A 24,757-nucleotide genomic window follows, 5' to 3' on the forward strand; every position below is an offset into this window, starting at 1 on the left:
GCGTGCCACCCGGCGGGTGTGTTGCACCGTCAATCGGGCCACGAGTCCGGGATCATTCCGGGGCAACCAGTGCCCGCCCCTGACCACCTGCACGCTGACGTTGGGGCCCACCGCGCCACATCGGTCTGCAGTGGGGTGGTCACGAACGCGTCGCCGTCCGAGGACACCGCCAGCACCGGAACGTCGGTGTGCCGCGGCTCGGGTCGCAGCAACCTCGGTACGACGTTCGCCCCGGTACAGGTTGAGTCCGTTCAGGTAGTCAGCTCCGTCCGCCGATCTCACCCGTCGGGGCATCGGTCAGTAGTCCTCGGTGGCGATGGTCCGGAAGGTGATCCCGGCGTCGACCAGACGCTTGCGGAGAGCCGGTCCCATCGCGGCCGCCGTGGTGACCTCGCCGGCGGTCTTCGGGAGATCGTCGAGAGCGAGGGAGAGCGCGCACTCGCTGAGCATCTTGGCGGTCTCGTCGTAGCCCGGGTCCCCGCCGGCGACCTCGGTGATCACCCGCTTGCCACCACCCGAACCGATGAAGCGGGCCTTGAACCAGGACTTCGCCCGACGCTCCTCGGACGGACCGTCGCCCGCCTTGATCCGGTTCAGGAGCGCCTTGCGGGCCGGCGGGACCTGAGCGGCGACCACCAGCAGACCGAGGCCGGCGATGCCTCCGGCGACCATCGGCAACCGCTTCACGGCGGCATAGTGCGAGTAGCGGAAGTCGGGGCCGTAGTCGTCGAGCAACGAAGCCGAGTACGCGACGATCTGCGGGTCGACGGTCGGAAGTGGGACCGCCCAGAAGCCTTGCAGGCGGCGGATCCTGCCGGCGGCCAGCTTGACCGAGCGACCCACGGGGCGCGGCTGGGCCCGGCGTCTCGCGCGGTGCGCGTCGAGATTCTGCTTGCCGCGCGAGAGGGCGGTGATCGCGGTTTCAAACGTGCCGCCCGAGGGCTTGCCGCCCGCGCGGATCATGCCGTCGACGTGGATGGGGACGTTCCTCGGGAGTTGCTCGACGGTGAACTGGACGCCCAGGTCGTACGGGATCGAGTCGAAGCCGCAGCAGTGGATCAGCCGGGCGCCGGTCGCGACCGCCATGGCGTGATACGCGACGTACATGCGGTCGACGAACTCCGATTCGCCGGTCAGGTCGAGGTAGTCGGTGCCGGCTTCCGCGCACGCGGCGACCAGCGGTTCGCCGTACCGGACATACGGGCCGACGGTGGTGACGACGATCCGGGCCGACTCGGCGACCGCTTTCAGCGATGCCGGGTCCCCGACGTCTGCGTGGACGAGATCGACGTCGGCGCCGATCTTCTTCTGTACTGCTTCGAGCTTCGCCTTGTTGCGGCCGGCCAGGGCCCACCTGAGCTCAGCCGGCGCGTGCTCGGCGAAGTACTCGGCGGTGAGGGCGCCGGTGAAGCCTGTCGCGCCGAAGATCACCACGTCGTACTGGCGGTCCTTCTTGACGTCATCGGTCATCGCTGGGCTGCCTTCTCGGTGTCGGCGAGGCCGCCTGCGCCAGTAGCGCGGGAGGATGCGGCGGCGCCTCGGGCCTCGATGTCCGCGAGGGCCGCGCGGTCGGCCTTCGGCACATTGAACCGGGCGCCCAACTCGACCAGGTGCGGCAGCAGCGCGCGGAACATCTTGAGGGGGCCGATCCAGCCGGGCACGTGAACGACGCGAGAGCGCTTCCTGATGCCCTGATCGAACTTGTCGACCGCGAGTTCCAGCGGGTAGACGCGGCTTACCAGCGGTACGCCGGTGCGCATCTTGCCGAAGACCGGGTGCTCGTCGACACCGCGGACCATGTCCGTGTCGACGAAGGTCAGGTGCGCGACACCGACATCCACGCCGAGGTGCTTCAGTTCCGCACGGAGGCTGTTGCCCATTGCCTCGACGCCGGCCTTGGCGACGTTGTAGGACGCGAGGCCCGGGATGTGGACGACCGCTGCCAGTGACGACACCAGCAGGAGGTATCCCTTGCTCTCCAGCAGGTGCGGCAGCGTCACGTGCACCGTGCGCCAGACGCCGTACAGGTCGACGTCGAGAACGCGCTCCCAGACGGCCGGGTCCATGCTCCGGCTGAAGCCGGGTGCGGCGATCCCGGCGTTCGCGACGACGACGTCGATCCGCCCGTACTTCTCCATCACCGCCTCGACTGCTGTGCGCAGTGAGTCGGTGTCGGTGACGTCCGCCTCCCACCACCCGGCCTCCGGACCGCAGTCCTCGGCCACCTTCTTCAGCTCGTCGGGTTCGAGCCCGACCAGGGCCAGCCTGGCGCCCTCACTCGCCAGCCGCCGGGCAACAGCCGCCCCGATCCCCCGGGACGCCCCGGTAATGAGCACGACCTTGCCAGCCATCGCTACCTCCGCCTCTTGAGTGGGTACTCAACAGTAAGTGCTTATTGAGCCGACACTCAATAGACTCTCCCCATGACCTACGCCTCGTCCGTTCCCCGCGACCCGGACTCCGTCGACGCGGGCTCCGTGGATGTGGGCGGTGGGCAGCGGGCGGGGCGGTTGCGGCCGGAGGAGCGGCGGACGCAGATCCTGCAGGCCGCGCGGCGGGTGCTGGAGGCGGATCCGCACCAGGAGCTGAGCGTCGAGCTCGTTGCCGCCGAGGCCGGCGTGTCCCCTGCACTGCTCTTCCACTACTTTGGCTCCAAGAAGAAGTTCCAGTACGCCGTGATCGAGGCGGCCGCCGCCGAGGTGATGTTGCGGACCGCGCCGGATCTGTCGCTGCCGCCCGACGAGCAACTTCGCAGTGGAATCAGGGCATTCGTCCGCGCGGTTCTGGAAGCACCTCAGCTGTATCGCGCGACTCTGCTGATGTCGGCGGCCGGCGACCCCGCAGTACGGGCTCTGCATTCCGAGCTTCGGCAAGTGTTCAGCCGGTGGGTGATCGCCGCGGTCGCGCAGCGCGGGATCGAGGTCACGCCGGTGGTCGAGCTCGCCTGCTACGGCTGGCAGGGATACGTCGAGCAGACGATGCTGACCTGGATCGACAACCCCACGGTCTCCCCCGCCGAGCTGGAACACCTCTGCGAACACTCCCTCGACGCCATCCTCACCACCGCTCGACCCAGCTAGCCCTGAGCCGGCTCCCACTCGTTCATCGCAGTGAGGGCCTGGAGCGCGAACTGCGCGATCAGATCGGCGTTTTCGTTGCCGATGGCATCGAGCAGTCGCTGGTCGGCGGCCTTCAGTACTGCGCGGCCTCGGTCGAGCAGAACCTGTCCGGAGGGGGTCACCTGGAGGTCGGCCGTCCGGCCGCGACCGGGGGCCGTCAGGCGCTCGACGGCGCCGATTTCCTGCAACTGGAGCAGCGTGGACTGCATGCTCTGGGCGGTGATGCCATCGCGCCGCGCGAGTTCGCTGTACGACAGACCGGGCTGGTGCGCCAGATGCCCGAGCGCGGACAGGTGCCGCAGCGACAACCCTTGATTGCGCAGCTCGGCATCGGTCTTCTCCCGCACCTGACGCCCGAGCATCATCAGAAGCAACGCCGGACTGATCGCCGCCGGCCTGCCGTTCGCCGCGTCGGAGTCCGCGTTCTCTTCCACCGTCACGCGCTCATCATCCCAGTAGGCTCGCGCGGCTCGGTTTCAGTTGGACTGAAACTGGAGTTAGAGTCTGACTGAAACTGCCCTCCGGAGGAGCTGGAGCTCACTCTGATGAACAAGGTTCTTCTCAGCGTGCACGTCCTCGCCGCGATCATCTTCGTCGGCCCGGTCATCGTCGCCGCGAGCATGTTCCCGCCGATCGCCCGCCGCTCCCTCACCGCCGGCACGGAGGGCTCCGGGACCGACGGCGCCGAGACCCGGAGCGTCGGAACCGAGGGCGGGACCGAGGGCGTCGGGGTCCTGCGCGTGCTGCACCGGATCAGCCGCGGGTACGCGATCGGCGGTCTGACGGTGCCCGTCTTCGGCCTCGCTGTGGGCGCCGGACTCGGAGTACTGGGTGACTACTGGCTGATCATCTCGATGGTGCTCACGCTCGCGGCAGCCGGCGTACTCGCCTTCATCGTGCTCCCCGGCCAGAGCCGGGTCCTCGCGGCCGCCGCCGGCACCCAGGAACAGCGAGCCGATTCCCTCCCGCAAGCGAAGACCCTCTCGATGACCACCGGGATCTTCGCCCTGCTCTGGGCCGTCGTGGTCGTGCTGATGATCGTCCGCCCCGGCTCCACCACCGGAGCCTGACATGACCAACCTGACCGTCCTCAAGGTCGCGGCCGCCGCGGAAGCTGTCACCGTCACCCTGCTCTTCGCGAACCTCCTGACGGTGCACTGGCCGGCTGCTTCATCAGCGCTCGGCCCGACGCACGGTACGGCGTACCTGGTGACCGTCGTGACCGCGCTGACGGCAGCAAACGCGCCGGCGAGGGCCAAGTGGCTCTCCTTCGTCCCAGCAGTCGGCGGCTATCTCGCGTTGCGTGTCCTCCGCTCGCACGTCCCCGCCGTGCGGACGGCCGGCGAACGCTAGGGTTCTCGCGTGTTGAAGGTCGCGACTGTGAATGTAAACGGGGTTCGAGCTGCCTATCGTCGCGGGATGGCGGCGTGGCTCGAGGAGACCGATCCGGACCTGCTGCTGATGCAGGAGGTGCGCGCGACCGACGATGTACTCCGGGACCACCTGGGTGGCGACTGGCACCTGGCCCACGCGGAACCGGCGATCGAGGGCAGCAAGGGTCGCGCAGGCGTCGCCGTCGCGAGCCGGAGGCCGATCAAGGCGGAGCGCGCCGAGATCGGTCCGGAGCGCTTCGCCGGGTCGGGCCGTTGGGTCGAGGCGGACGTCGTGCTCGACGACGGGTCCACCCTGACGGCCGTCAGCACCTACGTCTTCACCGGCGAGTTCGAGACGCCGCCGCGCCAGGCCGAGAAATACGCGTTCCTGGACGCGATCACCACCCGCCTGACCGAACTGCGGGCCGACGGCCGGCACGTCCTGCTGTGCGGCGACCTCAACATCGCCCATCGCGAGGTCGACCTGAAGGCATGGAAGGCGAACCGCAAGAAGAGCGGATTCCTGCCCGAGGAACGCGCCTGGATGGATCGCCTGTTCGAGGCCGGCTGGGTCGACCTCGGCCGCCGCTTCGGTGGCGAGGGCCCGGGTCCGTACTCCTGGTGGTCCTGGCGCGGCAAGGCCTTCGACAACGACGCCGGCTGGCGGATCGACTACCAGATCGCCTCTCCCGAGCTCGCCGATTCCGCCACCACTTGCGAGATCCACCGGGCCCCGACGTACGCCGAACGCTGGAGCGACCACGCCCCCGTCGTCGCGACGTACCGGCTCTGAGGACCACCGCAGTCGATCTCTGTGGAATACCGCAGTACGGCGGGACGGTGGCGCGGGTAGTCTCGCGGCATGTCCGAGTTGAATCCCCCTGTTGCCGCCCGTAAGCCGATCGAACGCACCCACCACGGAGACGTCTTCGTCGATGACTACGAGTGGTTGCGGGACAAGTCGAGCGACGAGGTGCTCGACTACCTGCGCGCCGAGAACGACTACACCGAGAAGCGCACCGCGCACCTCGAGTCGTTGCGCGAGGCAATCTTTTCCGAGATCTCGGACCGCACCCTGCAGACCGATCTGAGTGTGCCCGCCCGGCGCGGCGGGTACTGGTACTACACCCGCACAGTCGAGGGGAAGCAGTATGCGATCAGCTGCCGGGTGAAGGTGGACGGCGACGAGCCGCCCGCGACCGACGGCGAGATCCCCGGCGAAGAGGTGATGCTGGACGGGAACGAGGTGGCCGGTGACTCCGAGTTCTTCTCGCTCGGCACCGTCGACGTCTCCCCCGACAGCCGGCTGCTCGCCTACTCGGTGGACCTGACCGGCGACGAGCGGTTCACCTTGCGGATCAAGGATCTGAGCACCGGCGAACTGCTCCCCGACGAACTGCCGGGCGTGCACTACGGCTCGGCCTGGTCCGGCGACGGCTCGACGATCTTCTACACGAAGGTCGACGACGCCTGGCGGCCGTACCAGGTCTGGCGGCACACCCTCGGCAGCGGTACCGACGACGACGTGCTGGTGATGGAGGAGACCGACGAGCGGTTCTGGGTCGGCGTCGACCTGACCCGCAACGAACAAGCCATCCAGATCTCCCTCGGTAGCAAGCTGACCAGCGAGGTCTGGCTGCTCGACGCGCAGGACCCGACCGGCGAGCCCGTCGTCGTGGCGCCCCGGCGCGAGGGCGTCGAGTACGAAATCGAGCACGCGGGTGACCAACTGCTGATCGTGCACAACGCGGACGCCGCGAACTTCTCGCTGGCGACCGCGCCGCTGGACTCCCCCGGTGCCTGGACCACCATGATCGAGGGCGACGTGTCGAGCCGGCTGCTCGGCGTGGACGCGTTCGCGGACCACGTGATCCTGTTCCGCCGACGGGACGCGCTCACCGAGCTCGCCGTGATGCGGCGGGAGTCGGGCGACTCTGGGAGCGCTGCCTTCGGCTCTCCCGAGGTGCTGGCCTTCGACGAGCCGATCTACGCCGTCTCCCCCGGCCGCAACGACGAGTGGCAGGACACCCGGTACCGGTTCAGCTACACCTCGCTCGTGACCCCCTCGACGACGTACGACGTGGACATCGCGACGGGTGAGCGCCGCCTGCTGAAGCAGCAACCCGTCCTGGGTGGCGTCGACCTCGGCGCGTACACGCAGTACCGGGAGTGGGCGACCGCTTCCGACGGCACCCAGGTGCCGATCTCGATGGTGGCGGGCAAGGACGTGGCGAAGGACGGGAACGCGCCGGTCGTGCTCTACGGCTACGGGTCGTACGAGAGCTCGATGGACCCGTGGTTCTCGATCGCGCGGCTGTCGCTGCTCGACCGGGGCGTGGTGTTCGCAATCGCCCATGTGCGCGGCGGCGGCGAGCTCGGCCGGCACTGGTACGACAACGGCAAGATGCTGACCAAACGCAACACCTTCACCGACTTCATCGCGGCGGCCGAGCACCTGGTCAAGGAAGGCTGGACCCGTCCCGAGCGGATCGTCGCCCAGGGCGGCAGCGCTGGTGGCCTGCTGATGGGCGCGGTGGCGAACCTGGCACCGCAGGCCTTCGGCGGGATCGTGGCCGAGGTGCCGTTCGTGGACGCGCTGACGACGATCCTGGACCCGTCGCTGCCGCTGACGGTGATCGAGTGGGAGGAGTGGGGCAACCCGCTGGAGGACCCCGAGGTCTACCGGTACATGAAGTCCTACGCGCCGTACGAGAACGTCTCGGCGCAGGAGTACCCGCGGATCCTGGCGATCACCAGCCTGAACGACACCCGCGTCTTCTACGTCGAGCCGGCCAAGTGGGTGGCGAAGCTCCGGGCCACCGCGGCGGGCGACGTCGACGTGCTGCTGAAGACCGAGATGGAAGCCGGCCACGGCGGCCGCAGCGGCCGGTACGACGCCTGGCGTGAGCTCGCCTTCACCCTCGCCTGGGAGCTCGACACCCTCGGCCTCGTCTGAGCCACCACCGGCTCGCCCCGACGCACCTCGAGGCCTCGTCGGACGCACCCTGGACCCGCAGTACCGCGCTCTCCCGATCGGTGAGCCCGGTGCTGCGGGTCCTGCCGTTGTCTGGGGTTCTGGTCGCCGGGTTCCGGAACACGTTGCCCTGCGCAAATCGGCGGACCGACTGCGTGGTGACGCAAGGTGGCGGGCCTCGTTTGCCGGGGAAGGTCCGGGGTACCTGGTGCGTTGCATGAGGTGAGTGGGATTGATGGTGTGTCCTGCAACACAATCCGTAGCGGACGGTGGCGGCGTGGGAAGCCTATTCCCGCCGCTCGGATGAACCGCCTGAGAAGTGTTGTCGAGGCCTTTGGACAGCGAAAAGCCCGTAGATCAAGCCGATTGTGCTCGCGCCGCCTGGAGAGCGCGCAGAAGCGGTCCGACCGGCGGATTCAAAGCTGGTTTTGCCGATGGACGGCGATGCCGGGAAATCTCAGGGAACGTTCAGGCTGTTTACACACTCATCGTGGAATCTTGAACCTCACTCGAGCGTTGCTCTCCATGTAACGACGAAGGGAGTTTCGGTGGCTCGCATGGCTCGTGTCCGTTCCACGGACGACGGTATCGACGGTAAGGACAGCGTCGGTCTCTACCTGGAAGAGATCGCTCGCACTCCTTTGCTGACCGCTGAAGAAGAAGTCGAGCTCGCTGAGACGGTCGAGGCAGGTCTCCTCGCGGAGCAACTGCTGGCCGAGGGGCGGGTTGGACGCAAGAAGGGCGGGGCGCCCAAATATGCCACGGAGGAAGAGCTGCAGTGGCTGGCCGAAGAGGGCCAGCGCGCGCAGCAGCGGTTCGTGACCGCCAACCTCCGGCTGGTGGTATCGATCGCCCGCCGCTACGGACGTTCCCAGATGCCGCTGCTGGACCTGGTCCAGGAGGGCAACACGGGCCTGATCCGCGCGGTGGAGAAGTTCGACTACCGCAAGGGATTCAAGTTCTCGACGTACGCCACCTGGTGGGTGCGTCAGGCCATCACGCGAGGAATCGCGCAGCAGGCCCGGGTGGTCCGGCTGCCGGTGCACGTGGTGGAGCAGCTGAACCAGATCGGATCGGCCCGGCGCACGCTGGAGCGCAAGCTCGGGCGGGAGCCGGAGATCGACGAGATCGCGGCAGAGCTGGACCTGGAAGTGGAGCGGGTCACCGACCTGATCCGGATCGGCCGGGACCACATCAGCCTGGACAACCCGATCGACGACGAGGGTGAGACCTCGCTGGGCGACCTGATCGCGGCCGAGACCGCGCCGGGCCCCGACCAGCTGGTCGCCGACGCGTCGGACCGCTCGGGCCTGTTCAGCCTGGTCGACCAGCTCGACCCGCGGTCGGCGGACGTGATCCGACGCCGCTACGGGCTGCACGACGGCCGCCAGGCCAAGCTCGCCGACATCGGCGCGGTCCACGGGATCTCGGCCGAGAGGGTCCGCCAGATCGAGCGCGAAGCGCTCGGCCGGCTCCGCCTCCTCGCCGACCCCACCCTGGCCGCCTAACCCGAGCCCAGCAGCCAGCCAACGCAAACCCCCACCCAGGACCCCCGAGCCGCCCTCCCGGCCGGGGGTCCTGCTCGTATCCCCAGAACCCCCGGCAGCCTTCCCCGGCCCGGGGGTTCTGCATGCCTCCACCCAGCACCTACGGAGCTAGCGACCCGCCACCCCAGGACACCCGCGCCTACGTAGTCGGCTTGCAAGCGTGCGGCGTACGCAGTGTGGATGGGTTAGGCGAGGGTGTTCCAGGTGTCTATCAGGGGTGGGAGGTCGGCTAGGTGGGTGATCGTGGCGTCGGGGGTGCCTTCGGTGTGGCCTATCTGGTGGGGTGGGATGGCGCTGTGGGGGATGTGGGCGGCTCGCATGCCGACGTTCTGGGCGCCCCAGACGTCGTCGAAGAGGCGGTCGCCGACGAACAGGCAGCGGGCCGGGTCCGTGGCGCCGGCGGCTCGCATCGCGGCGAGGAACGCCTCCGGGTGCGGCTTGGTCCAGGGGACCTCGCTGGTGTAGACGGCGCCGTCGATCAGTTCGAGCACGCCGTCGCGGGCGAAGATGTCCTCGTGGCGTTGCCGGGACCAGATGGTGTTCGACAGGACGCCGACCTTCAGGCCGCGTGCACGCAGCTCCTTCAGGGTCTGGATCGCGTCCGGCTCGAGCTCGGTGTGCGGATGCCAACGCCGCTCGTACTCCGCAAGGGCGGCCGGCGTCATCACCACCTCGGCGAGTAGGCAGACGTCTTCCAGCGTGCTGCTGAGGTGGTCGTCCCTCGATCGCGCCCAGGCGGTCTCCTCGGCCTGCACCAGCCGCGCGGCCAGGTCGTCCGCCCGCTCCTTGTCGATGAGCTCCGCCACGGACCGCCACACGGAGTACAGGTCGATGTCGTGCCAGGTGGCCAGGGTGCCGCCCCAGTCGAAGAGGACGGCCTCGATCGGTTCAGTCTTCACGTTCGTCACGACGCCAACCCTGCCAGATCCGACCGACAGAACTCTTCCGGATTTCCGCCGGCGGTCTGCCGCCGTACGGTCAGCTGACGGACAGGAACTGCCTGCGCTTGGCCAGCCAGGAGACCGCGAAGGCGTAGAAGGCGAGGCACGGGATGTCGACGACGAGCAGCGTCCACGGAGCTCCGCCCTGGTCGGCCCAGCCGTCCAGCTGACCCGTTGCCGCCGGCAACAAGAAGGCGGCGAGGTTGTTGAGCGCGTGCAGCGTGATGGCCGCTTCCAGGCCGCCGGTGCGAATGGTCAGCCAGCCGATCACCATTGCGAACAGGAAGATGTCGGCCATCGCCCAGCCGGTGTACCCGTGTGCCGAGACGAACAGCCCGCTGCTGACGACCAAGGCCGGCCACGGCGTGCGCAGTACGAGCTTGAGCCGGCGGACGAAACCAGTGCCGTTGGTGTCGTCCGGGCCGTAGGCGCCGACCGCCTGGATCAGCCAGCCGCGGAAGATGAACTCCTCGGCCGCGGACTGGAACGGCACCAGCAGCAGGATGACCAGCGCCGGTCCCACGAAGGCGCTGAAGCCGACCCAGGAGCCGGAGTCCGTGGCGTTGTCGGTGGGCGGGAAGATCGCGTCGACGAGGATGCCGAGGACGTACGACAGCACGATGTAGCCGAGTGCGGGCAGGCAGCACAGGAGCAGCCAGCGCCAGCGGATCCGGTTGAGTACCGACGCGATGCTCCAGGCCGGGCGCCGCTGGATCAGCCAGGCGGTGAACGGCACCACCGGGATCAGGGCGCCGAGCATGGTGAGCGTGATCGCGAGGTTCTCGGTGTCGCCGGGGAAGAGTTGGTCGCCTGCCGGTTCGGAGAAGTCGCCGGTGATCAGCGCGTGCGCGATCTCCCAGCACACCACGACGGCAGCCGTCACCAGGAACGCGGCGGCCGCCAGGAACGCAGTACCGAGCAGCGGCCGCCACCACCGGTGCTTCGCCGTCCGAGCCAGCCGATGGAACGCCGTCCCCGGCGGAGCCGCCACAATCGCCGGCTCCACCTCCCGCGTCCAGAACGGCACCCCATACCCCGGCTGCCCATACGGCGGCCCATACCCCGGCTGCCCATACGGCGGCCCGTACTGCGGGGGCGCGCCGTACTGCGGCCCGTACTGCGGCTGCTGCCCGTACTGCTGCCCGTACGACGGCTGCTGTCCGTACGGCGGTTGTCCTTGCGGCCCGTACTGCGCCGGCGGCTGCCCGGGCGGGCCGTACGGCTGGCTCTGCCCGTACGGCATCGGTGGCGGCGGCTGGCCCTGCCCGTACTGCGATGGCGGCTGGCTGGGTAAGCCATAAGGCTGCTGGCTCTGCCCGGACTGCGTCTGTGGCGGCGGTTGCTGCCCACCCCACGGCGGTGGCTGCTCAGCCGACCAGAACCCCGGCTGCCCACCCTGCTGATATGCGCCCGGCTGCGCCGGCGGGTAAGGCCCTGGCTGGGCAGGCGGATATGGCTGGGGGTGCTGAGGCGTCCCGGCTGTGCCGCGGTGTGGCTGGTTGGGCTGGTCCTGGGGGCGGGGTTGGGGCTGGGGCTGGTTGGGGAAAGCGTTGCCGCCTGGGGGTTGCCAGGGAGCGGGAGGTGACTGGTGCGGATCGGGCTGGTTCTCGGTGGTGCGGGAATCCGCGTTCTGGGCATCCGGCTCGTGCTCGGTGGCGGGGGAATCCGGGGCCTGGTTTGCCGGGGCTTGGGCGGGGGTGGGCGCAGGCTCAGGTGAGTCCGGGTGGGGTGGGGGGCCTGAGTGCGGGTCCATGAAGTGACTCTATGAGATCGGGGCAAAAGTAGACGCATCGTTGCGCCTGCGAAAGGGGAATCGCTGGCATGCTTCCGCCATGTCACTAGCGCCGTTGTCACCTTCTGTGCGGGTGGGATATTCGCTGGGCTCGGTGGCGACGGGGTCGTTCGCGACGGTGCCGGGGCTGTTGCTGCTCCCCTACCTGACCGACACGCTCGGGATCGCGGCGGTGCTCGCCGGCGGCATCGTGTTGCTGCCGAAGGCGCTGGACGTGCTGCTCAACCCGGTCGCGGGACGGATCTCCGACCGGCACCAGTCGCCGCTCGGACCTCGCCGGCCTTTCCTCCTGCGCGGCGGCCTGTCGCTCGCGGTGTGTTTCGCGTTGCTGTTCGCAGCACCAGATTTGGATTCGAAGGTGCTCGACGCCACCTGGGTGCTGGTCGCGTTCGTCGGCTGCGCGACGGCGTACGCGTTCTTCCAGGTGCCGTACATCGCCATGCCGGCCGAAATCACCGACGACTACGCCGAGCGGACCCGGCTGATGACGTGGCGGGTGGCGGTCCTCACGATCGCCATCCTGATCAGCGGCGGCACCGCCCCCGCGATCCGCGACGCGATCGGCGGCCGCGAGGGGTACCGCGTGATGGGACTGACCATCGCGCTCCTGCTCGCGGTCGGCACCGTCGGCGCGTACTACGGAACGCGCAAGGCGCACGTCGGTCCCCCAGCCGAGCCGACGGGGACTCTCCAGGAGCAACTCCGCGTGGTCGCCCAGGTCGCGGACTTCCGCTGGCTGCTGAGCACTTTGATGCTGCAGGCGCTCGCGATCGGCTCGATGCTGGCCGGGATCGATTACCTCGCCCGCTACGTACTGCGGGATCCTGGCGCGGCGTCGATCGGCTTCGTCTGCGTGGTCGGTCCGGCGCTGCTGGTGAGTCCCTTGTGGCTTGCCTTCGGCAACAAGTTCGGCAAGAAGACGGGCTTCACCACCGCCTCGGTGATCCTCGGACTCGGCGCACTCGCGCTGACCACGGCCGAGCAGGTGCCGGTGTGGTGCGTCTACCTGTCGATCGCGATAGTCGGAATCGGGTTCACGGGCGCCCAGGTGTTCCCGCTGGCAATGCTGCCCGACGTCGCGGCCGTGGACGCCGCCCGCAGCGGCATCCGCCGGGCCGGCGTCTTCACCGGGATCTGGACGGCCGGTGAGACGCTCGGCCTCGCCCTCGGACCCGGTCTGTACGCGTTGGTGCTCGCGGCCGGCGGGTATGTCTCGTCGACGAACCGCGACGCCGTACAGCCGGATTCGGCGGTGACGGCGATCGTCGTCGGGCTGTCGGTGGTCCCTGTTTTGCTGATCGCCGTCAGCCTGTTCACGTTGCAGAAGTACCGGCTGACCGCGGACGAAGTACTGGAGGCGAGATGAGCGACGTACTGGCCCGGCTGCGCGCCCTGCAGCAGGGGGATCTGCCGACGCATGGCGGCAGCACCCTCGCCTACGTGTACGACTCAGGCCTTGCCGAGGCGGACGAGATCGGCCGCCAGGCGCTCGCGCTGTACGGCGCGACGAACGGGCTCGACCCGACCGTCTTCCCCAGCCTGCGCACTCTCGAGAACGACCTGGTCGGCTGGGCGGCTCGGCTCCTGCAGGGCCCGGACGCGGTCGGGACGGTGACCTCGGGCGGGACCGAGTCGATCCTGCTCGCCGTCCAGACCGCGCGCGACGCTTCACCTGGGGTGACCTCGCCGAGCATGGTGCTGCCCTCGACAGCGCATGCCGCGTTCCACAAGGCGGCGCACTACTTCGGCGTGCGAGCGGTTGTCGTCGACGTCGATCCCGATACCTACTGGGCCGACGGCGAGGCGATGGCGGCGGCCTGCGACGACACCACCGTGCTCGTGGTGGCGAGCGCCCCGTCGTACGCGCATGGCGTGGTGGACCCGGTGCGCGAGATCGCGGAGGCCGCCGAAGCCCGCGGGATCCGGTGCCATGTGGACGCCTGCATCGGCGGCTGGGTGCTGCCGTATCTGCGGGCCGATGGGGTGAAGGTGCCCGAGTTCGACTTCGCCGTACCTGGAGTCACGAGCATCTCGGTCGACCTGCACAAGTACGCGTACACGCCGAAGGGCGCGTCGATCCTGCTGCACCGCTCCGCGGACCTCAGGCGCGCGCAGTTCTTCGCGCACGCCGACTGGCCCGGGTACACGATGCTCAACTCGACCACGCAGTCCACCAAATCGGGCGCACCCCTCGCAGCCGCCTGGGCGGTCGTCCAGCACATCGGCGACGACGGCTACCGGCGCCTCGCCCGCACCTCGTACGACGCTACGGTCCGCCTCGCCGAGGTGGCTGCCTCGATCGACGGGCTGATGGTGCTCGGGGCTCCCGCGACGACTCTGGTGGCTCTGCGGTCCGATGAGCGGGCGGACGTATTCACGATCGCCGACGAGATGGCCGCGCTCGGGTGGTTCGTACAGCCGCAGTTGAGCTTCAGGGACCAGCCGGCGTCGCTCCATCTCACGGTGAGCGCGGCGACGGCGGCTCGGTTGGATGAGTTGACCAGCGCGCTGACAACCGCGGTCACAGCCGCACAAGCCGCCGGACCGGTTGAGGTCGCCCCGGAGTTGGCCGCGGCGGCCGGTGCGCTCGACCCGGCGACCCTGGATGACCCAGCGTTCGACGGGTTGCTGTCGATCGCCGGCCTCGGCACGGGCGAGGCGCTGCCGGAGCGGATGGCGCCGGTGAACGCGCTCCTCGACGTCGCTCCCCCGCGGCTCCGCGAAGCGCTGCTGATCGCATTCCTCGACCGGCTGATGAGACCCGCCTGAGGCTCGAAGCGGGCAATTGCTGCATGCTGTCGCTGACGACACCTCCGCCCCACCTGTGACCTTGTGAACGACCCGCGAAGGAGATCTCGATGGTGACCGATCCGACTCCCGGACCGACTGCTTCGACGCGTGCGCTGCCGCAGTCGGTCCTGATGCCGCTGACCGGCGCGGCGATCTTCCTGGTGGTCCGGATCGAGCCGGGCGGCGAAGCGGCCACCCGAGCGCTGCTCGAGCGCGTCACCGGGCTGACCCGCTCGGTCGGCTTCCGCATCCCGGCCGGCACCCTGTCGTGCGTCACGAGCATCGGCTCCGACGCGTACGACCGCCTCTTCAGCGGCCCTCGGCCGGCGAAGTTGCACCCGTTCATCGAGCTGGAAGGGGCCAAGCACCGCGCGGTCTCGACCCCGGGCGACCTGCTGTTCCACATCCGCGCCGGTCAGCTCGACATGTGCTTCCAGCTGGGCCAGCAGATCATGAACGAGCTCGGCAGCGCGGCCACGGTGATCGACGAGGTCCACGGCTTCAAGTACTTCGAGATGCGCGACCTGCTCGGGTTCGTCGACGGGACGGAGAACCCGACCGGCGAGGAGGCGAACGAGGCGGTCGTGATCGGCGCCGAGGACCCGGACTTCGCGGGGGGCAGCTATGTGATCGTGCAGAAGTACCTGCACGACATGGCCGCGTGGAACGCGCTGAGCGCCGAGCAGCAGGAGCTGGTGATCGGCCGGACCAAGCTCGACGACATCGAGCTGCAGGACGACGTGAAGCCGTCCAACTCGCACATCGCGCTGAACGTGATCGAGGACGAGGACGGCAACGAACTGCAGATCCTGCGCGACAACATGCCGTTCGGCACCATCGGCACGCAGGAGTCCGGCACCTACTACATCGCCTACGCCAAGGACCCGGGCATCACCGAGCTGATGCTGCGGCGGATGTTCCTTGGCGAGCCCGAGGGCAACTACGACCGCATCCTCGACTTCTCCACCGCGACCACCGGCACGCTCTTCTTCGTCCCCACCGCCGACTTCCTCGACGACCTACCACCCGCGCCCTGACTCCCCCGGTCACCTGACGTGCCGCGTTCCCCGGCGCCACCAGACGCCAGGGAACGCGACCACTCGGTCGGACCGGCTACTCGCCGAAGAGCAGCGGGTCGGAGTAGCTGTGCCAGGAGAAGTTCACCTGGTCGGCGAACGTGCCGGGAACCTTGCCGAGGCTCTGGATGACCGTGGAGGCACCGGTGGCGTGGCCGACGGCGTACAGGTAACCGGAGTCGGTGTCCTTGTCGATGCTGAGCAGCAGTGTGCCGTAGTTGCCGCAGCGGGCGGTCAGCATCGTCTCGAACCCTTGCCAGGTGGAGGTCCGCACCTTCTTCACGATCGGCTTCATCGGTGACGTGGTCGGGATCCTGACGGTGTAGAGCCCGCCGCCGCGAAGGTTCACCAGGAAGGTATCGTACGTCGCTGTCTGGCTGAACAGAGCCATGGACTTGACCGCGCCGAAACCTTGCGCCCAGCCGCTCCGGTGCCTGACCTTCTGTCCGTCCGTGGAGGTGACGTTCCAGCGGTACAGGGTCCCGTCCGCGCGCAGGCCGTAGTCGGTCACTCGGAGCTGTCTGCCGGCCACCGTGTACTCCGAGTGCTCGACAGCCGTGAACGACGTCCACCCACCGCCGATCACGGTCTGGTACTTGTACGGCGTCCCGCCGCCGCGCGGTACCAGGTAGCCGCTGTCGTACAGCACGTTCCCCTGCGCGATCACCCCCTCGTGACTGACGCTGCCACCCTCCTCGGCCGGCGCGTACTCCCACCTGCTGGTGAGCCGCGGCTGCCCGGCCGAATGGATGCCCCGGGCAACGAACCGGTTCTCGGTCCGGGTGATCGGCTTGGTGGCGAGGAAGCTCTGGATCCGGTGGTCACCCGCCGCCGTCACCGATCCCGCCGAGATCCCACAGGCCTTGGCCGCACTGCTCGCCGCGGTCGTGGTGTCCCTGGTGTTCGTCGTGGTCGCGCCGTTCGCCCCGGCCGGGATCATCCCTGCGGCCAGCAGACCGGCGGCCACGATCCCTACTGCCCTCGACGCGGACCTTCGTCCGGCGACCACCCTGCCGCCGTACCCCTGCATTCTTCTCATCGCAAAGCACCCCCAGTGAATGTGAACGATTCAAGGGCTTTGACGCCGTCCGGCGGAACAAAGTTGTGGCCCCTGACGCGGGCATGCGCCAGGGGCCTGCAGTGGGTGGGCCTACTCGCCGCGCAGCTTGTTGGCTTGCGGGGTGTCGAGGTACCAGCGGAAGTAGGCCGGATCGTCCAGGGAGACAGGGAGGTCGCCGAGGGACTGGATGGTGGTGACGGCTCCGTTGGCGTGGGAGAGCGCGTAGAGGTGGCCGGTGTGGGTGTCCTGGACGATGCCGAGCAGGATCGTTCCGTGCTGGCCGCAGCGCTCGGCGATCAGGGTGTCGAAGTCCTCCCAGCTTGCACCTCGCAGTACGCGGACCACTGGTTTTGCGGTCGGGTCGATCGGGATGCGGATCGTGTAGAGCGCGCCGTTGAAGGTGTTGGCGAGGAACGTGTCGTAGCTGCGGGTCTGGCTGATCAAGGTGAATGTCTTGACCGAGGCGAACCCGCGGTACAGCCTCTGGTCGCGCCACGTGTCGCCGTCGATGGTCCAGCGCAGGATCACCCCGTCGTTGCGGAGGGCGTACTGGTTCATCCGGAGATGGCTGTACTTCGGACCCTCGTAGTACCAGGAGGTCTGGAAGGCGGTGATGTCCTCCCAACCGGCGCTGACCTCCTGGAGCTTGACGCTATCGGTCGCGCGGCCGGTGGAGTCGGTGGTGTAGCCGCTCAGGTACATCGACGGCCCGAGGATCAGCCAGCCGCCTCGCAGCTCACCCGTCGGAGCAACGGGCGCGTGTGCCATCGGCCCGACCAGCCGCGGCACTCCGCCGGCGTAGATGTCTCCCGGCCCGACCGCGTCCCCAAGCATGGTCGGAGGCGACGTGGCGAGAATCCCCTGACCGCGATGCTCGCCGGCAGCCGTCACCGACCCGAGTTGCATGCTGCAGAACTCGGCGGTGCCGGCAGCCTCGGCCGTGCCCGGAAGCGGTCCGACCGCGAGGCCGCCGATCAGGGCAAGGACAAGAGCGCTTCGCCCGCGCCGATCGGAGCGGGTCATTCGCCATTCAGCTGGTCAGGTTCCCAGCCCCATCGGAAGTACGTCGGGTCCGCGAAGGTGCCGGCGAGCTTCCCGCGGCTCTGGATCACGGTGGCGGTTCCGTTGGCGTGGCCGACGGCGTACAGGTAGGCCGACTGCGTGTCCTTATCGATACCGACCAGGAGGGTCCCCTGGGTCCCGCACTTCTCGGCGATCAGACTCTCGAAGCCCTGCCAGGTCCCGCTGCGGACGATCTTCACCACCGGCTTCATCGGCGAACTGGTCGGGATCCGGACCGTGTAGAGCGCGCCGCCGCGCAGGTTCATCAGGAAGGTGTCGTACGTCCGGGTCTTGCTGATCAGCGCCATCGACTTCACCGACGAGAAGCCGGCGTACGAGCCGGAGGCGTGCCAGACACCCTTGGTGTCGACGGTCCAGCGGAACAGCCGCCCGTCGTTGCGCAAGCCGTACGCGTTGTGGCGGTAGAAACTGCCGCCCGGCACCCAGTACTGCGCGTCCTCGAACGCGACGAAGGTGCCCCAACCACCCCCGACTCGCTCGAGCCGGGGCGCTCCTTCGAGCTGGAAGTCAGTTCCGGTGTCGTAGCTGCTGCGGTACATGGAATCGCCGATGACGACCCATCCGTGGACATGGGTGTTGGCGATGTCCGGCTCGTAGACGAGGGTGCTGCTGAGGCGAGGCGCCGCGGCGTACACGTCGGCGGTAACCCACCACGGCTCGACCGTCGGAGGCACCGTCGCGGTGGCTTGCCGCCGTACCTGGTCGCCGCCTGCCGTAACGGACCCCAGGCCGAGGCCGCAGGCAGCTGCGGCTGTGGTCGACCCCTCCGCGACCAACGATGCCGCAGCTGCCGAGCCTGGCGCCAGCGCCGCCGCCAGTAGGACTAGTCCTGCAACAGCGGAGCCACCTCGAATGCCCTTCCTAGCCAGCATTTCTGCCCCCCGGTTTTTGGCTTGTGCGCGCCTGTCGGCGCGCACAAGAGGTGTGCTTCTACTGAGCTTGATGCGTCCTTCGCGGCGAAAGTTGCGTCACTCGCCGAAGAGCATGGGCGCGTCGCCTGGCCTGATCGCCCGCCTGAAGTACACCGGGTCCTCGAAGGTCGTCGGGACCTTGCCGAGGCTCTTGATGACCGTGGCGGTGCCGTTGGCGTGTCCGATGGCGTACAGGTAGCCGGACTTGGAGTCCTTGTCGATGCCGAGCAGCATGGTGCCGTTGACACCGCACTTCTCGATCACGAGCGACTCGAACCCCTGCCAGCTGGAGCCGCGGACGATCTTCACCACCGGCTTCATCGGCGAGGTCCGCGGGATCCGGATCGTGTAGAGGGCTCCTCCCTTGGTGGTCGCCAGGAAGGTGTCGTAGCTGGCGGTCTGACTGATCAGGGCCATGGTCTTCACGGCGCTGAAACCCGGAGCGGACTGCTTGTTGGACCAGGTCGGTCCGCCGGTGGCGGACTTCATCACCCAGCGAGAAAGCACGCCGTCGGCACGAAGGGCGTACTGACTCGTCACGCCGTTCACGTTGTTCGGGTTGGGCGGGTAGTACCTGGTCGTCTCGAAGGCGGTGATGTCGCCCCAGCCGGCACCGACCCGCGTGGAGTGGTTGTTCTCCGGCTTGACCTCACCGCTCAGTTCGACGAGGTAGTCGCTGGTGTGCATCGTCGCGCCCATCACCACCCAGCCACTGACCGACGCATTGAAGGCGGGGACGAGGTCCGGGTTGACCGCCACCGATCCACTGAGCCGTACCTGGCCGTCCGGGTAGATGCCGCTGTACAGAGCCTGATTCTGCACAGTGATCGGTGACGTAGCGTCGACTGTCCTGAACCTGTGATCGCCGCCCGGTGTCACAGAGCCCACCGTCAACCGGCAGGCCGCGGTGACCGCGCCTGCCTGGGTCGTCGCAGCGTCCGCGGCTCCGGGGACGATTCCCGCTGCCAACAGAGCAGCCGCCATCGCTACTCCTGCACTTCGCTGCCGACTGGACATGCCGAGCCTCTCGCTGGTTGAGCAGATACCAGACTTGATGCGGTCCGCGGGCGGAAAGTTATGCGGTCGGGCGGATGACCCGGGCCACGGCGAAATGTCGGTGGGGTGGGCGAGACTGGGGTCATGTTGCTCGCTGATGTGGTCGCCACGTCGACCTCGTTGAGTCAGACCCGGTCGCGCCGCGCCAAGGCCGACCTGATCGCGACGCTGCTGACCACCGCGACCGATCCGGTGGAGACGGAGATCGTCGTGACGTACCTGTCCGGCGAGCTGCGCCAGCGCCGTACGGGCGTGGGCTGGCGGACGCTGGCGGAGGCGCCCGAGCCGGCGACGACGCCCTCGCTGACGATCGAGGAGGTCGATCAGACGTTCGCCGAGCTGGCCGAGATCGCCGGAGCCGGATCGCAGGCCAAGCGGCGGGCGGGGGTCGACGCGCTGTTCGGCCGGGCCACCAGGGAGGAGCAGAAGTTCCTCCGGTTCCTGGTGAGCGGCGAGCTGCGCCAGGGCGCGCTCGACGGCGTCATGGCCGATGCGGTCGCCAAGGCCACCGGCATCTCGCTGGAGAAGATCCGCGCCGCCACGATGCTCCGCGGCGCGGCGGCCCCGGTCGCCGTCGCCGTACTGACCGAGGGTGAGGCGGGGCTCGACCAATTCGGCCTCGAGGTCGGACGGGGCGTGCAGCCGATGCTTGCACAGTCGGCGACCAGCATCGCCGAGGCGATGGCCAAGACCGGGACGCCGGCGGCAATCGAGTGGAAGCTCGACGGGATCCGGATCCAGGTCCACCGCGACGGCGACCGGGTGGTCGTCTACACCCGCACGCTCGACGACATCACCAGCCGAGTGCCCGAGGTGGTCGCCGCCGTACTGGAGCTGAAGGTCGACAAGGTCGTCCTCGACGGCGAGCTGATCGCGCTCCGCCCCGACGGCCGCCCGGAGGCTTTCCAGGTCACCGGCTCCCGTACTGCGACGCGCGCCGCGACCGGTCCCGAGACGGTGCCGCTGACCCCGTACTTCTTCGACATCCTCCACCTCGACGGGCACGACCTGCTCGGCCTCGACAGCACCGAGCGGCACGAGTGGCTGAGTAGCGTCGTGCCTGAGGAGCGGCGGATCCCGCGATTCGTGACCGAGGACTCCGAGGCGGGCGAGGCCTTCTTCACCGACGCGGTCAAACGCGGCCACGAAGGCGTGATGGTGAAGTCCCTGACCGTGCCGTACGAGGCCGGCCGCCGGGGTTCCGGCTGGGTCAAGGTGAAGCAGACGCACACGCTGGACCTGGTGGTGCTCGCCGCGGAGTGGGGCCACGGCCGCCGTACCGGGTGGCTGTCGAACCTCCATCTGGGCGCACGGGACGAGGCGACCGGCGAGTTCGTGATGCTCGGGAAGACGTTCAAGGGCCTCACTGACGAGCTGCTGCGCTGGCAGACCGAGCGCTTCCAGCAACTCGAGGTGAGCCGGGACGACTACACGGTCTACCTGCGCCCGGAGATCGTGGTCGAGATCGCCTTCGACGGGGTGCAGACCTCGACCAGGTATCCCGGCGGGATGGCGCTGCGCTTCGCCCGGGTGCTGCGGTATCGCGAGGACAAGACGGCCCAGCAGGTCGATACCGTGCAGAGTGTTCGAGCGATCCACCAACCCAGCGAAGGACCTGCCGATGACTGACCGCGATCCCGAGGACACCTCTCCCGCGGTGGACCCGCAGTCGGTCGACCCCGACGTGGCCGCCCGGCGGTTCGCCCACGAATCGCTGGAGAAGGACGACCCGACCGGGTGGTTCGAGCAGCTCTACTCGTCCGCCGAGGACGGCCGGGCCGTAGTCCCGTGGGACCGCGGTGGGGCGCACCCGCTGCTGTCGGACTGGGTGCAGACGGCTGAGCCGGACGGCACCGGCAAGCAGGCTCTCGTGGTCGGCGCGGGCACCGGCTGGGACGCGGAACTGGTGGCCGACCTGGGCTACGAGACGATCGCCTTCGACATCTCCCCCACCGCCATCGAGTCGGCCAAACGCACCCACCCGAACACGAAGGCCACCTATCAGACCGCGGACCTGCTGAACCCGCCGGCCGACTGGCATCGCGCCTTCGACCTGGTCGTCGAGATCTACACGGTGCAGGCCCTGCCGATCGCGCTGCAGGCCGAAGCAACGAAGCGGGTCGGCGAGTTCGTCCGGGTCGGCGGCTCCCTGCTGGTGATCGCGGCGGCCCGCGACGACGAGGTGCCGGACTCTGCGGTCGAGGGGCCGCCGTGGCCGCTCACCCGGGCCGGAATCGATGCCTTCGCCATCGACGACCTGCGCCTGATCCAGCTGGACCGATCCCCCAGCCCGAACGATCCCACCCTCTACCGCTGGAGGGCCGAATACCTCCGCGACTGATCCGCGAGCCCTTCGCCTGACGGCTGATCGGTGCCTGAGGAATGCCTCGAAACCCGGTTAGAACATATGTTCGATAATGAGTTATCATCGGAGGTATGGCGGGGCGGACTGAGGCTGGGCCCACGGCTTTGCGGATCATGCTGGGAGCTCACCTGCGGCGGCTGCGGGAGCAGGCCGGGGTGACCCGGTCCGACGCGGGCTGGGCGATCCGGGCCTCGGAGTCGAAGATCAGCCGGCTGGAGCTCGGCCGGGTCGGCTTCAAGCAACGCGACGTCGAAGACCTGCTCAGCCTGTACGACGTGCGCGACCAGCGCGAGCGGGATCGCCTGCTGAAGCTGGCCATGGACGCGAACAACCGAGGCTGGTGGCATCGCTACAACGACGTCACCCCCGAGTGGTTCGACGCCTACCTCGGGTTGGAGGCCGCCGCGGAGCTCATCCGCACGTACGAGATCCAATTCGTGCCCGGCCTGCTCCAGACCCCGCAGTACACCCGAGCCGTGGCGCGGCTGACTCCGGGCGGCGACCGGCCGGAGGCAGAGATCGAGCGGTTCGCCGCCTTGCGGGAGACGCGTCAGGCCGTGCTGGAGCGGGATCCGCCGCTGAAGCTCTGGGCGGTCATCGAGGAATCGGTGCTCTGGCGACCCATCGGCGGCCAGCAGGTGCTGCGTGACCAGCTCAGTGCGCTGATCGAAGCGGTCCACCGCCCGAACGTCACTTTGCAGATCATCCCGCTCGGCAGTGCCGGTCACTCGGCGACCGGTGGAGCGTTCAGCATCCTGCGGTTCCCCCAGGCCGACCTGCCGGACGTGGTCTACCTCGAGCACCTGACCAGCGCGCTGTACCTCGACAAGCGCGACGACCTCGACGCCTACACCCAGGTCCTCGACCTGATCGCCGCGAGCGGTCCCCCGCCGCAGCAAGCGGAGGAGCAGCTCGCCGCCATCCTCGCCCAGCTGAACTAGCGCCCTGCGCCGCAAGCACCTAAGAACATCCGACGCAGGGCACTAGATTGCCTTTGTCGAGGGTGTCCTGATCCGCCTGTGCCGTTCGTCGGTCAGGTGTGAGGAGGAACTGTGAAGTACCTACTGCTGATCTGTGGTGACGAATCCGCGGCGGTCCACGCCAACGACGGCTGTGAAGGCTGGTCGGAGGAGATGACGAGCCGGGGCGTGGTGGAGGGTGGTGCGGGGCTGGCGCCGCCGAGTGATGCGACCACCGTCCGCGTTCGTGACCACCAGGTGCTGCTGACCGACGGCCCGTTCGCCGAGACCAAGGAGCAGGTCGGCGGCTTCTGCCTGATCGACTGCGAGGACCTGGACGAAGCGATCGAGATCGCCTCGAAGCATCCGGCGACCCGCTACGGCACGATCGAGATCCGTCCGCTGCGGGCAGGCCCGCCGCCTGACCTGTCGTGATCGAGGAGGCCGTCGCAGCGGCTTTCCGGGACGAGTGGGGCCAGGTCGTCGCCACCCTGATCCGGGTGACCGGTGACTGGGACCTGGCCGAGGAGTGCGCCCAGGACGCGTTCGCGACCGCGCTCGAGCGGTGGCCGCGGGACGGGATTCCCGACCGGCCGGGCGCCTGGCTGACCACCACGGCTCGCAACCGCGCCATCGACCGGCTGCGCCGCGAGGCGGTGGGTGCTGCCAAGCTCAAGGAGGTTGCCGCGATGACGTACGAACCAGCACCGGCCGACGACAGCGGCGTACCGGACGACGCCGTACCGGATGATCGGCTGCGGTTGATGTTCACTTGTTGCCATCCGGCGCTGGCGCCGGAGGCTCGGGTGGCGCTCACCCTTCGCACGCTCGCAGGGCTCAGTACGGCGGAGATCGCCAGCGCGTTCCTCGTCAGCGAGCAGACGATGGCTAGACGCCTCGGGCGCGCCAAGCAGAAGATCCGGAACGCCGCGATCCCGTACCGCGTACCGCCCGCGCATCTGCTCCCCGAGCGCACTCCCGCGGTGCTCGCCGTGCTCTACCTGCTCTTCAACGAGGGGTACTCCGCGAGCGCTGGAGCAGACCTCGTACGCCGGAGCCTCAGCGCTGAGGCGATTCGGCTGGCCCGGGTCCTCGCGACCCTCATGCCGGACGAGCCCGAGGCGTTCGGACTGCTCGCGCTGATGCTGCTTCACGAGGCCCGGAGCGACGGTCGACTCACCACCTCCGGCGAGCTGGTGCCACTCGAGGAGCAGGACAGGAGTCGCTGGGATCGCGTCAGGATCGCGGAAGCCGAGGTGCTGCTCGAGGGAGCCCTGCGCCGACGAGAGCCGGGGCCATACCAGATCCAGGCGGCGATCGCGGCCTGTCACGCGGTCGCCGAGCAGGCCGGCGACACCGATTGGGCGCAGATCGCCAGGCTGTACGACCAGCTCTACCGGATCGCGCCGACCCCGGTGGTCGCTCTCAACAGGGCCGTGGCGATCGGGATGGCCGAAGGTCCCGAGGCGGGATTGCTGCTTGTCGAGGACCTCGCCGCCTCGGGTGACCTCGCCGAGTACCACCTGCTCGCCGCCACGCGGGCGGATCTCCTTCGCCGGGCTGGTCGGCACAGTGAGGCGGTGACCGCCTATCGGGAGGCGCTCGCCCAGGCCGGTACCGACGGGGAGCGCTCGTTCCTGCAGCGACGGATTCGAGAAACTTCTGCCTGACCCGTCCGTCTGCCTCGTCCCCGTTCGTCGGTGGGGTGACC

At 68.7% G+C, this 24,757-nt stretch carries 23 protein-coding genes; 14 read left to right on the forward strand and 9 right to left on the reverse strand.

All coding sequences use genetic code 11. From position 1 onward, the window contains the following. Positions 1–297 precede the first annotated feature (297 nt). Positions 298–1,470 carry a saccharopine dehydrogenase family protein gene (locus ACFPJ1_RS36075; RefSeq protein ID WP_380110790.1) on the reverse strand — a complete coding sequence of 391 codons (1,173 nt, stop codon included), beginning with the start codon at positions 1,468–1,470 and terminating at the stop codon, positions 298–300. After that, positions 1,467–2,351, reverse strand: a complete 885-nt coding sequence (locus ACFPJ1_RS36080; protein ID WP_380110791.1) for an SDR family oxidoreductase — start codon at positions 2,349–2,351, stop codon at positions 1,467–1,469. The genes ACFPJ1_RS36075 and ACFPJ1_RS36080 overlap by 4 nt, the downstream gene beginning before the upstream one ends. A 72-nt stretch (positions 2,352–2,423) precedes the next feature. On the opposite strand from ACFPJ1_RS36080, the gene ACFPJ1_RS36085 reads away from it, so the two are divergent. Next, positions 2,424–3,080, forward strand: a complete 657-nt coding sequence (locus tag ACFPJ1_RS36085; protein ID WP_380110792.1) for a TetR/AcrR family transcriptional regulator — start codon at positions 2,424–2,426, stop codon at positions 3,078–3,080. Here the strand turns inward: ACFPJ1_RS36085 and ACFPJ1_RS36090 are convergent. Then, positions 3,077–3,559, reverse strand: a complete 483-nt coding sequence (locus ACFPJ1_RS36090) for a MarR family winged helix-turn-helix transcriptional regulator (protein ID WP_380110793.1) — start codon at positions 3,557–3,559, stop codon at positions 3,077–3,079. The two genes, ACFPJ1_RS36085 and ACFPJ1_RS36090, sit on opposite strands and share 4 nt — an antisense overlap. Positions 3,560–3,664: 105 nt before the next feature. On the opposite strand from ACFPJ1_RS36090, the gene ACFPJ1_RS36095 reads away from it, so the two are divergent. From ACFPJ1_RS36095 to ACFPJ1_RS36115, 5 genes are all read left to right on the forward strand, one after another. Then, the gene (locus ACFPJ1_RS36095; RefSeq protein WP_380110794.1) at positions 3,665–4,189 is read left to right on the forward strand and encodes a hypothetical protein; all 525 of its coding nucleotides are present in this window, start codon (positions 3,665–3,667) and stop codon (positions 4,187–4,189) included. Position 4,190: 1 nt separating this feature from the next. Continuing rightward, positions 4,191–4,472: a DUF3817 domain-containing protein gene (locus tag ACFPJ1_RS36100; protein ID WP_380110795.1), complete on the forward strand. Its 282-nt coding sequence runs from the start codon at positions 4,191–4,193 to the stop codon at positions 4,470–4,472. Positions 4,473–4,481: 9 nt separating this feature from the next. Continuing rightward, a complete protein-coding gene (gene xth / locus ACFPJ1_RS36105; protein ID WP_380110796.1) occupies positions 4,482–5,285 on the forward strand; it encodes an exodeoxyribonuclease III in 804 nt (267 codons plus the stop codon). 69 nt (positions 5,286–5,354) lie between these two features. Beyond that, positions 5,355–7,448: a S9 family peptidase gene (locus tag ACFPJ1_RS36110; RefSeq protein ID WP_380110797.1), complete on the forward strand. Its 2,094-nt coding sequence runs from the start codon at positions 5,355–5,357 to the stop codon at positions 7,446–7,448. Positions 7,449–8,014: 566 nt separating this feature from the next. Continuing rightward, positions 8,015–8,974, forward strand: a complete 960-nt coding sequence (locus tag ACFPJ1_RS36115) for a sigma-70 family RNA polymerase sigma factor (RefSeq protein WP_132192267.1) — start codon at positions 8,015–8,017, stop codon at positions 8,972–8,974. Between the two features lie 224 nt (positions 8,975–9,198). Here the strand turns inward: ACFPJ1_RS36115 and ACFPJ1_RS36120 are convergent, their stop codons facing one another. Continuing rightward, positions 9,199–9,921, reverse strand: a complete 723-nt coding sequence (locus tag ACFPJ1_RS36120; RefSeq protein ID WP_380110798.1) for an HAD family hydrolase — start codon at positions 9,919–9,921, stop codon at positions 9,199–9,201. A 70-nt stretch (positions 9,922–9,991) separates the two neighbouring features. Beyond that, complete coding sequence (locus tag ACFPJ1_RS36125) at positions 9,992–11,197, reverse strand: CPBP family intramembrane glutamic endopeptidase (RefSeq protein WP_380110799.1); 1,206 nt, start codon at positions 11,195–11,197, stop codon at positions 9,992–9,994. Between the two features lie 589 nt (positions 11,198–11,786). Here ACFPJ1_RS36125 and ACFPJ1_RS36130 point away from each other — a divergent pair. The 3 genes from ACFPJ1_RS36130 to ACFPJ1_RS36140 all read left to right on the forward strand — a co-directional run bounded on the left by ACFPJ1_RS36130 (position 11,787) and on the right by ACFPJ1_RS36140 (position 15,573). Continuing rightward, the gene (locus ACFPJ1_RS36130) at positions 11,787–13,112 is read left to right on the forward strand and encodes an MFS transporter (RefSeq protein WP_380110800.1); all 1,326 of its coding nucleotides are present in this window, start codon (positions 11,787–11,789) and stop codon (positions 13,110–13,112) included. Further along, positions 13,109–14,515 (forward strand): pyridoxal phosphate-dependent decarboxylase family protein, encoded by a 1,407-nt coding sequence (locus ACFPJ1_RS36135; RefSeq protein ID WP_380110801.1) that lies wholly within the window; start codon positions 13,109–13,111, stop codon positions 14,513–14,515. Before ACFPJ1_RS36130 ends, ACFPJ1_RS36135 begins: the two co-directional genes overlap by 4 nt. Before the next feature lie 89 nt (positions 14,516–14,604). Then, on the forward strand, positions 14,605–15,573 hold the full coding sequence (locus ACFPJ1_RS36140; RefSeq protein WP_380110802.1) for a Dyp-type peroxidase: 969 nt from the start codon (positions 14,605–14,607) through the stop codon (positions 15,571–15,573). 76 nt (positions 15,574–15,649) lie between these two features. Here the strand turns inward: ACFPJ1_RS36140 and ACFPJ1_RS36145 are convergent, their stop codons facing one another. From ACFPJ1_RS36145 to ACFPJ1_RS36160, 4 genes are all read right to left on the reverse strand, one after another. Further along, complete coding sequence (locus ACFPJ1_RS36145) at positions 15,650–16,651, reverse strand: hypothetical protein (protein ID WP_380110803.1); 1,002 nt, start codon at positions 16,649–16,651, stop codon at positions 15,650–15,652. Positions 16,652–16,762: 111 nt separating this feature from the next. Continuing rightward, the gene (locus ACFPJ1_RS36150; RefSeq protein WP_380110804.1) at positions 16,763–17,695 is read right to left on the reverse strand and encodes a hypothetical protein; all 933 of its coding nucleotides are present in this window, start codon (positions 17,693–17,695) and stop codon (positions 16,763–16,765) included. Next, positions 17,692–18,627, reverse strand: coding sequence for a hypothetical protein (locus ACFPJ1_RS36155; RefSeq protein ID WP_380110805.1), 936 nt, complete (start codon positions 18,625–18,627; stop codon positions 17,692–17,694). Before ACFPJ1_RS36155 ends, ACFPJ1_RS36150 begins: the two co-directional genes overlap by 4 nt. 96 nt (positions 18,628–18,723) lie before the next feature. Beyond that, positions 18,724–19,650, reverse strand: a complete 927-nt coding sequence (locus ACFPJ1_RS36160; RefSeq protein ID WP_380110806.1) for a hypothetical protein — start codon at positions 19,648–19,650, stop codon at positions 18,724–18,726. Positions 19,651–19,806: 156 nt separating this feature from the next. Between ACFPJ1_RS36160 and ACFPJ1_RS36165 the strand changes: the two genes are divergently transcribed. The 5 genes from ACFPJ1_RS36165 to ACFPJ1_RS36185 all read left to right on the forward strand — a co-directional run bounded on the left by ACFPJ1_RS36165 (position 19,807) and on the right by ACFPJ1_RS36185 (position 24,716). Further along, a complete protein-coding gene (locus ACFPJ1_RS36165) occupies positions 19,807–21,351 on the forward strand; it encodes an ATP-dependent DNA ligase (protein ID WP_380110807.1) in 1,545 nt (514 codons plus the stop codon). After that, positions 21,344–22,063 (forward strand): class I SAM-dependent methyltransferase, encoded by a 720-nt coding sequence (locus tag ACFPJ1_RS36170; protein ID WP_380110808.1) that lies wholly within the window; start codon positions 21,344–21,346, stop codon positions 22,061–22,063. The genes ACFPJ1_RS36165 and ACFPJ1_RS36170 overlap by 8 nt, the downstream gene beginning before the upstream one ends. Before the next feature lie 95 nt (positions 22,064–22,158). Further along, a complete protein-coding gene (locus ACFPJ1_RS36175; RefSeq protein WP_380110809.1) occupies positions 22,159–23,028 on the forward strand; it encodes a helix-turn-helix domain-containing protein in 870 nt (289 codons plus the stop codon). A 111-nt stretch (positions 23,029–23,139) separates the two neighbouring features. Next, the gene (locus tag ACFPJ1_RS36180) at positions 23,140–23,481 is read left to right on the forward strand and encodes a YciI family protein (protein WP_380110810.1); all 342 of its coding nucleotides are present in this window, start codon (positions 23,140–23,142) and stop codon (positions 23,479–23,481) included. Then, entirely contained in the window at positions 23,478–24,716 is a 1,239-nt protein-coding gene (locus ACFPJ1_RS36185) for an RNA polymerase sigma factor (protein WP_380110811.1), read from the forward strand. The genes ACFPJ1_RS36180 and ACFPJ1_RS36185 overlap by 4 nt, the downstream gene beginning before the upstream one ends. Positions 24,717–24,757: the final 41 nt, after the last annotated feature.

It is taken from the genome of Kribbella qitaiheensis (genome assembly GCF_042657745.1).
Lineage (GTDB): Bacteria > Actinomycetota > Actinomycetes > Propionibacteriales > Kribbellaceae > Kribbella > Kribbella qitaiheensis.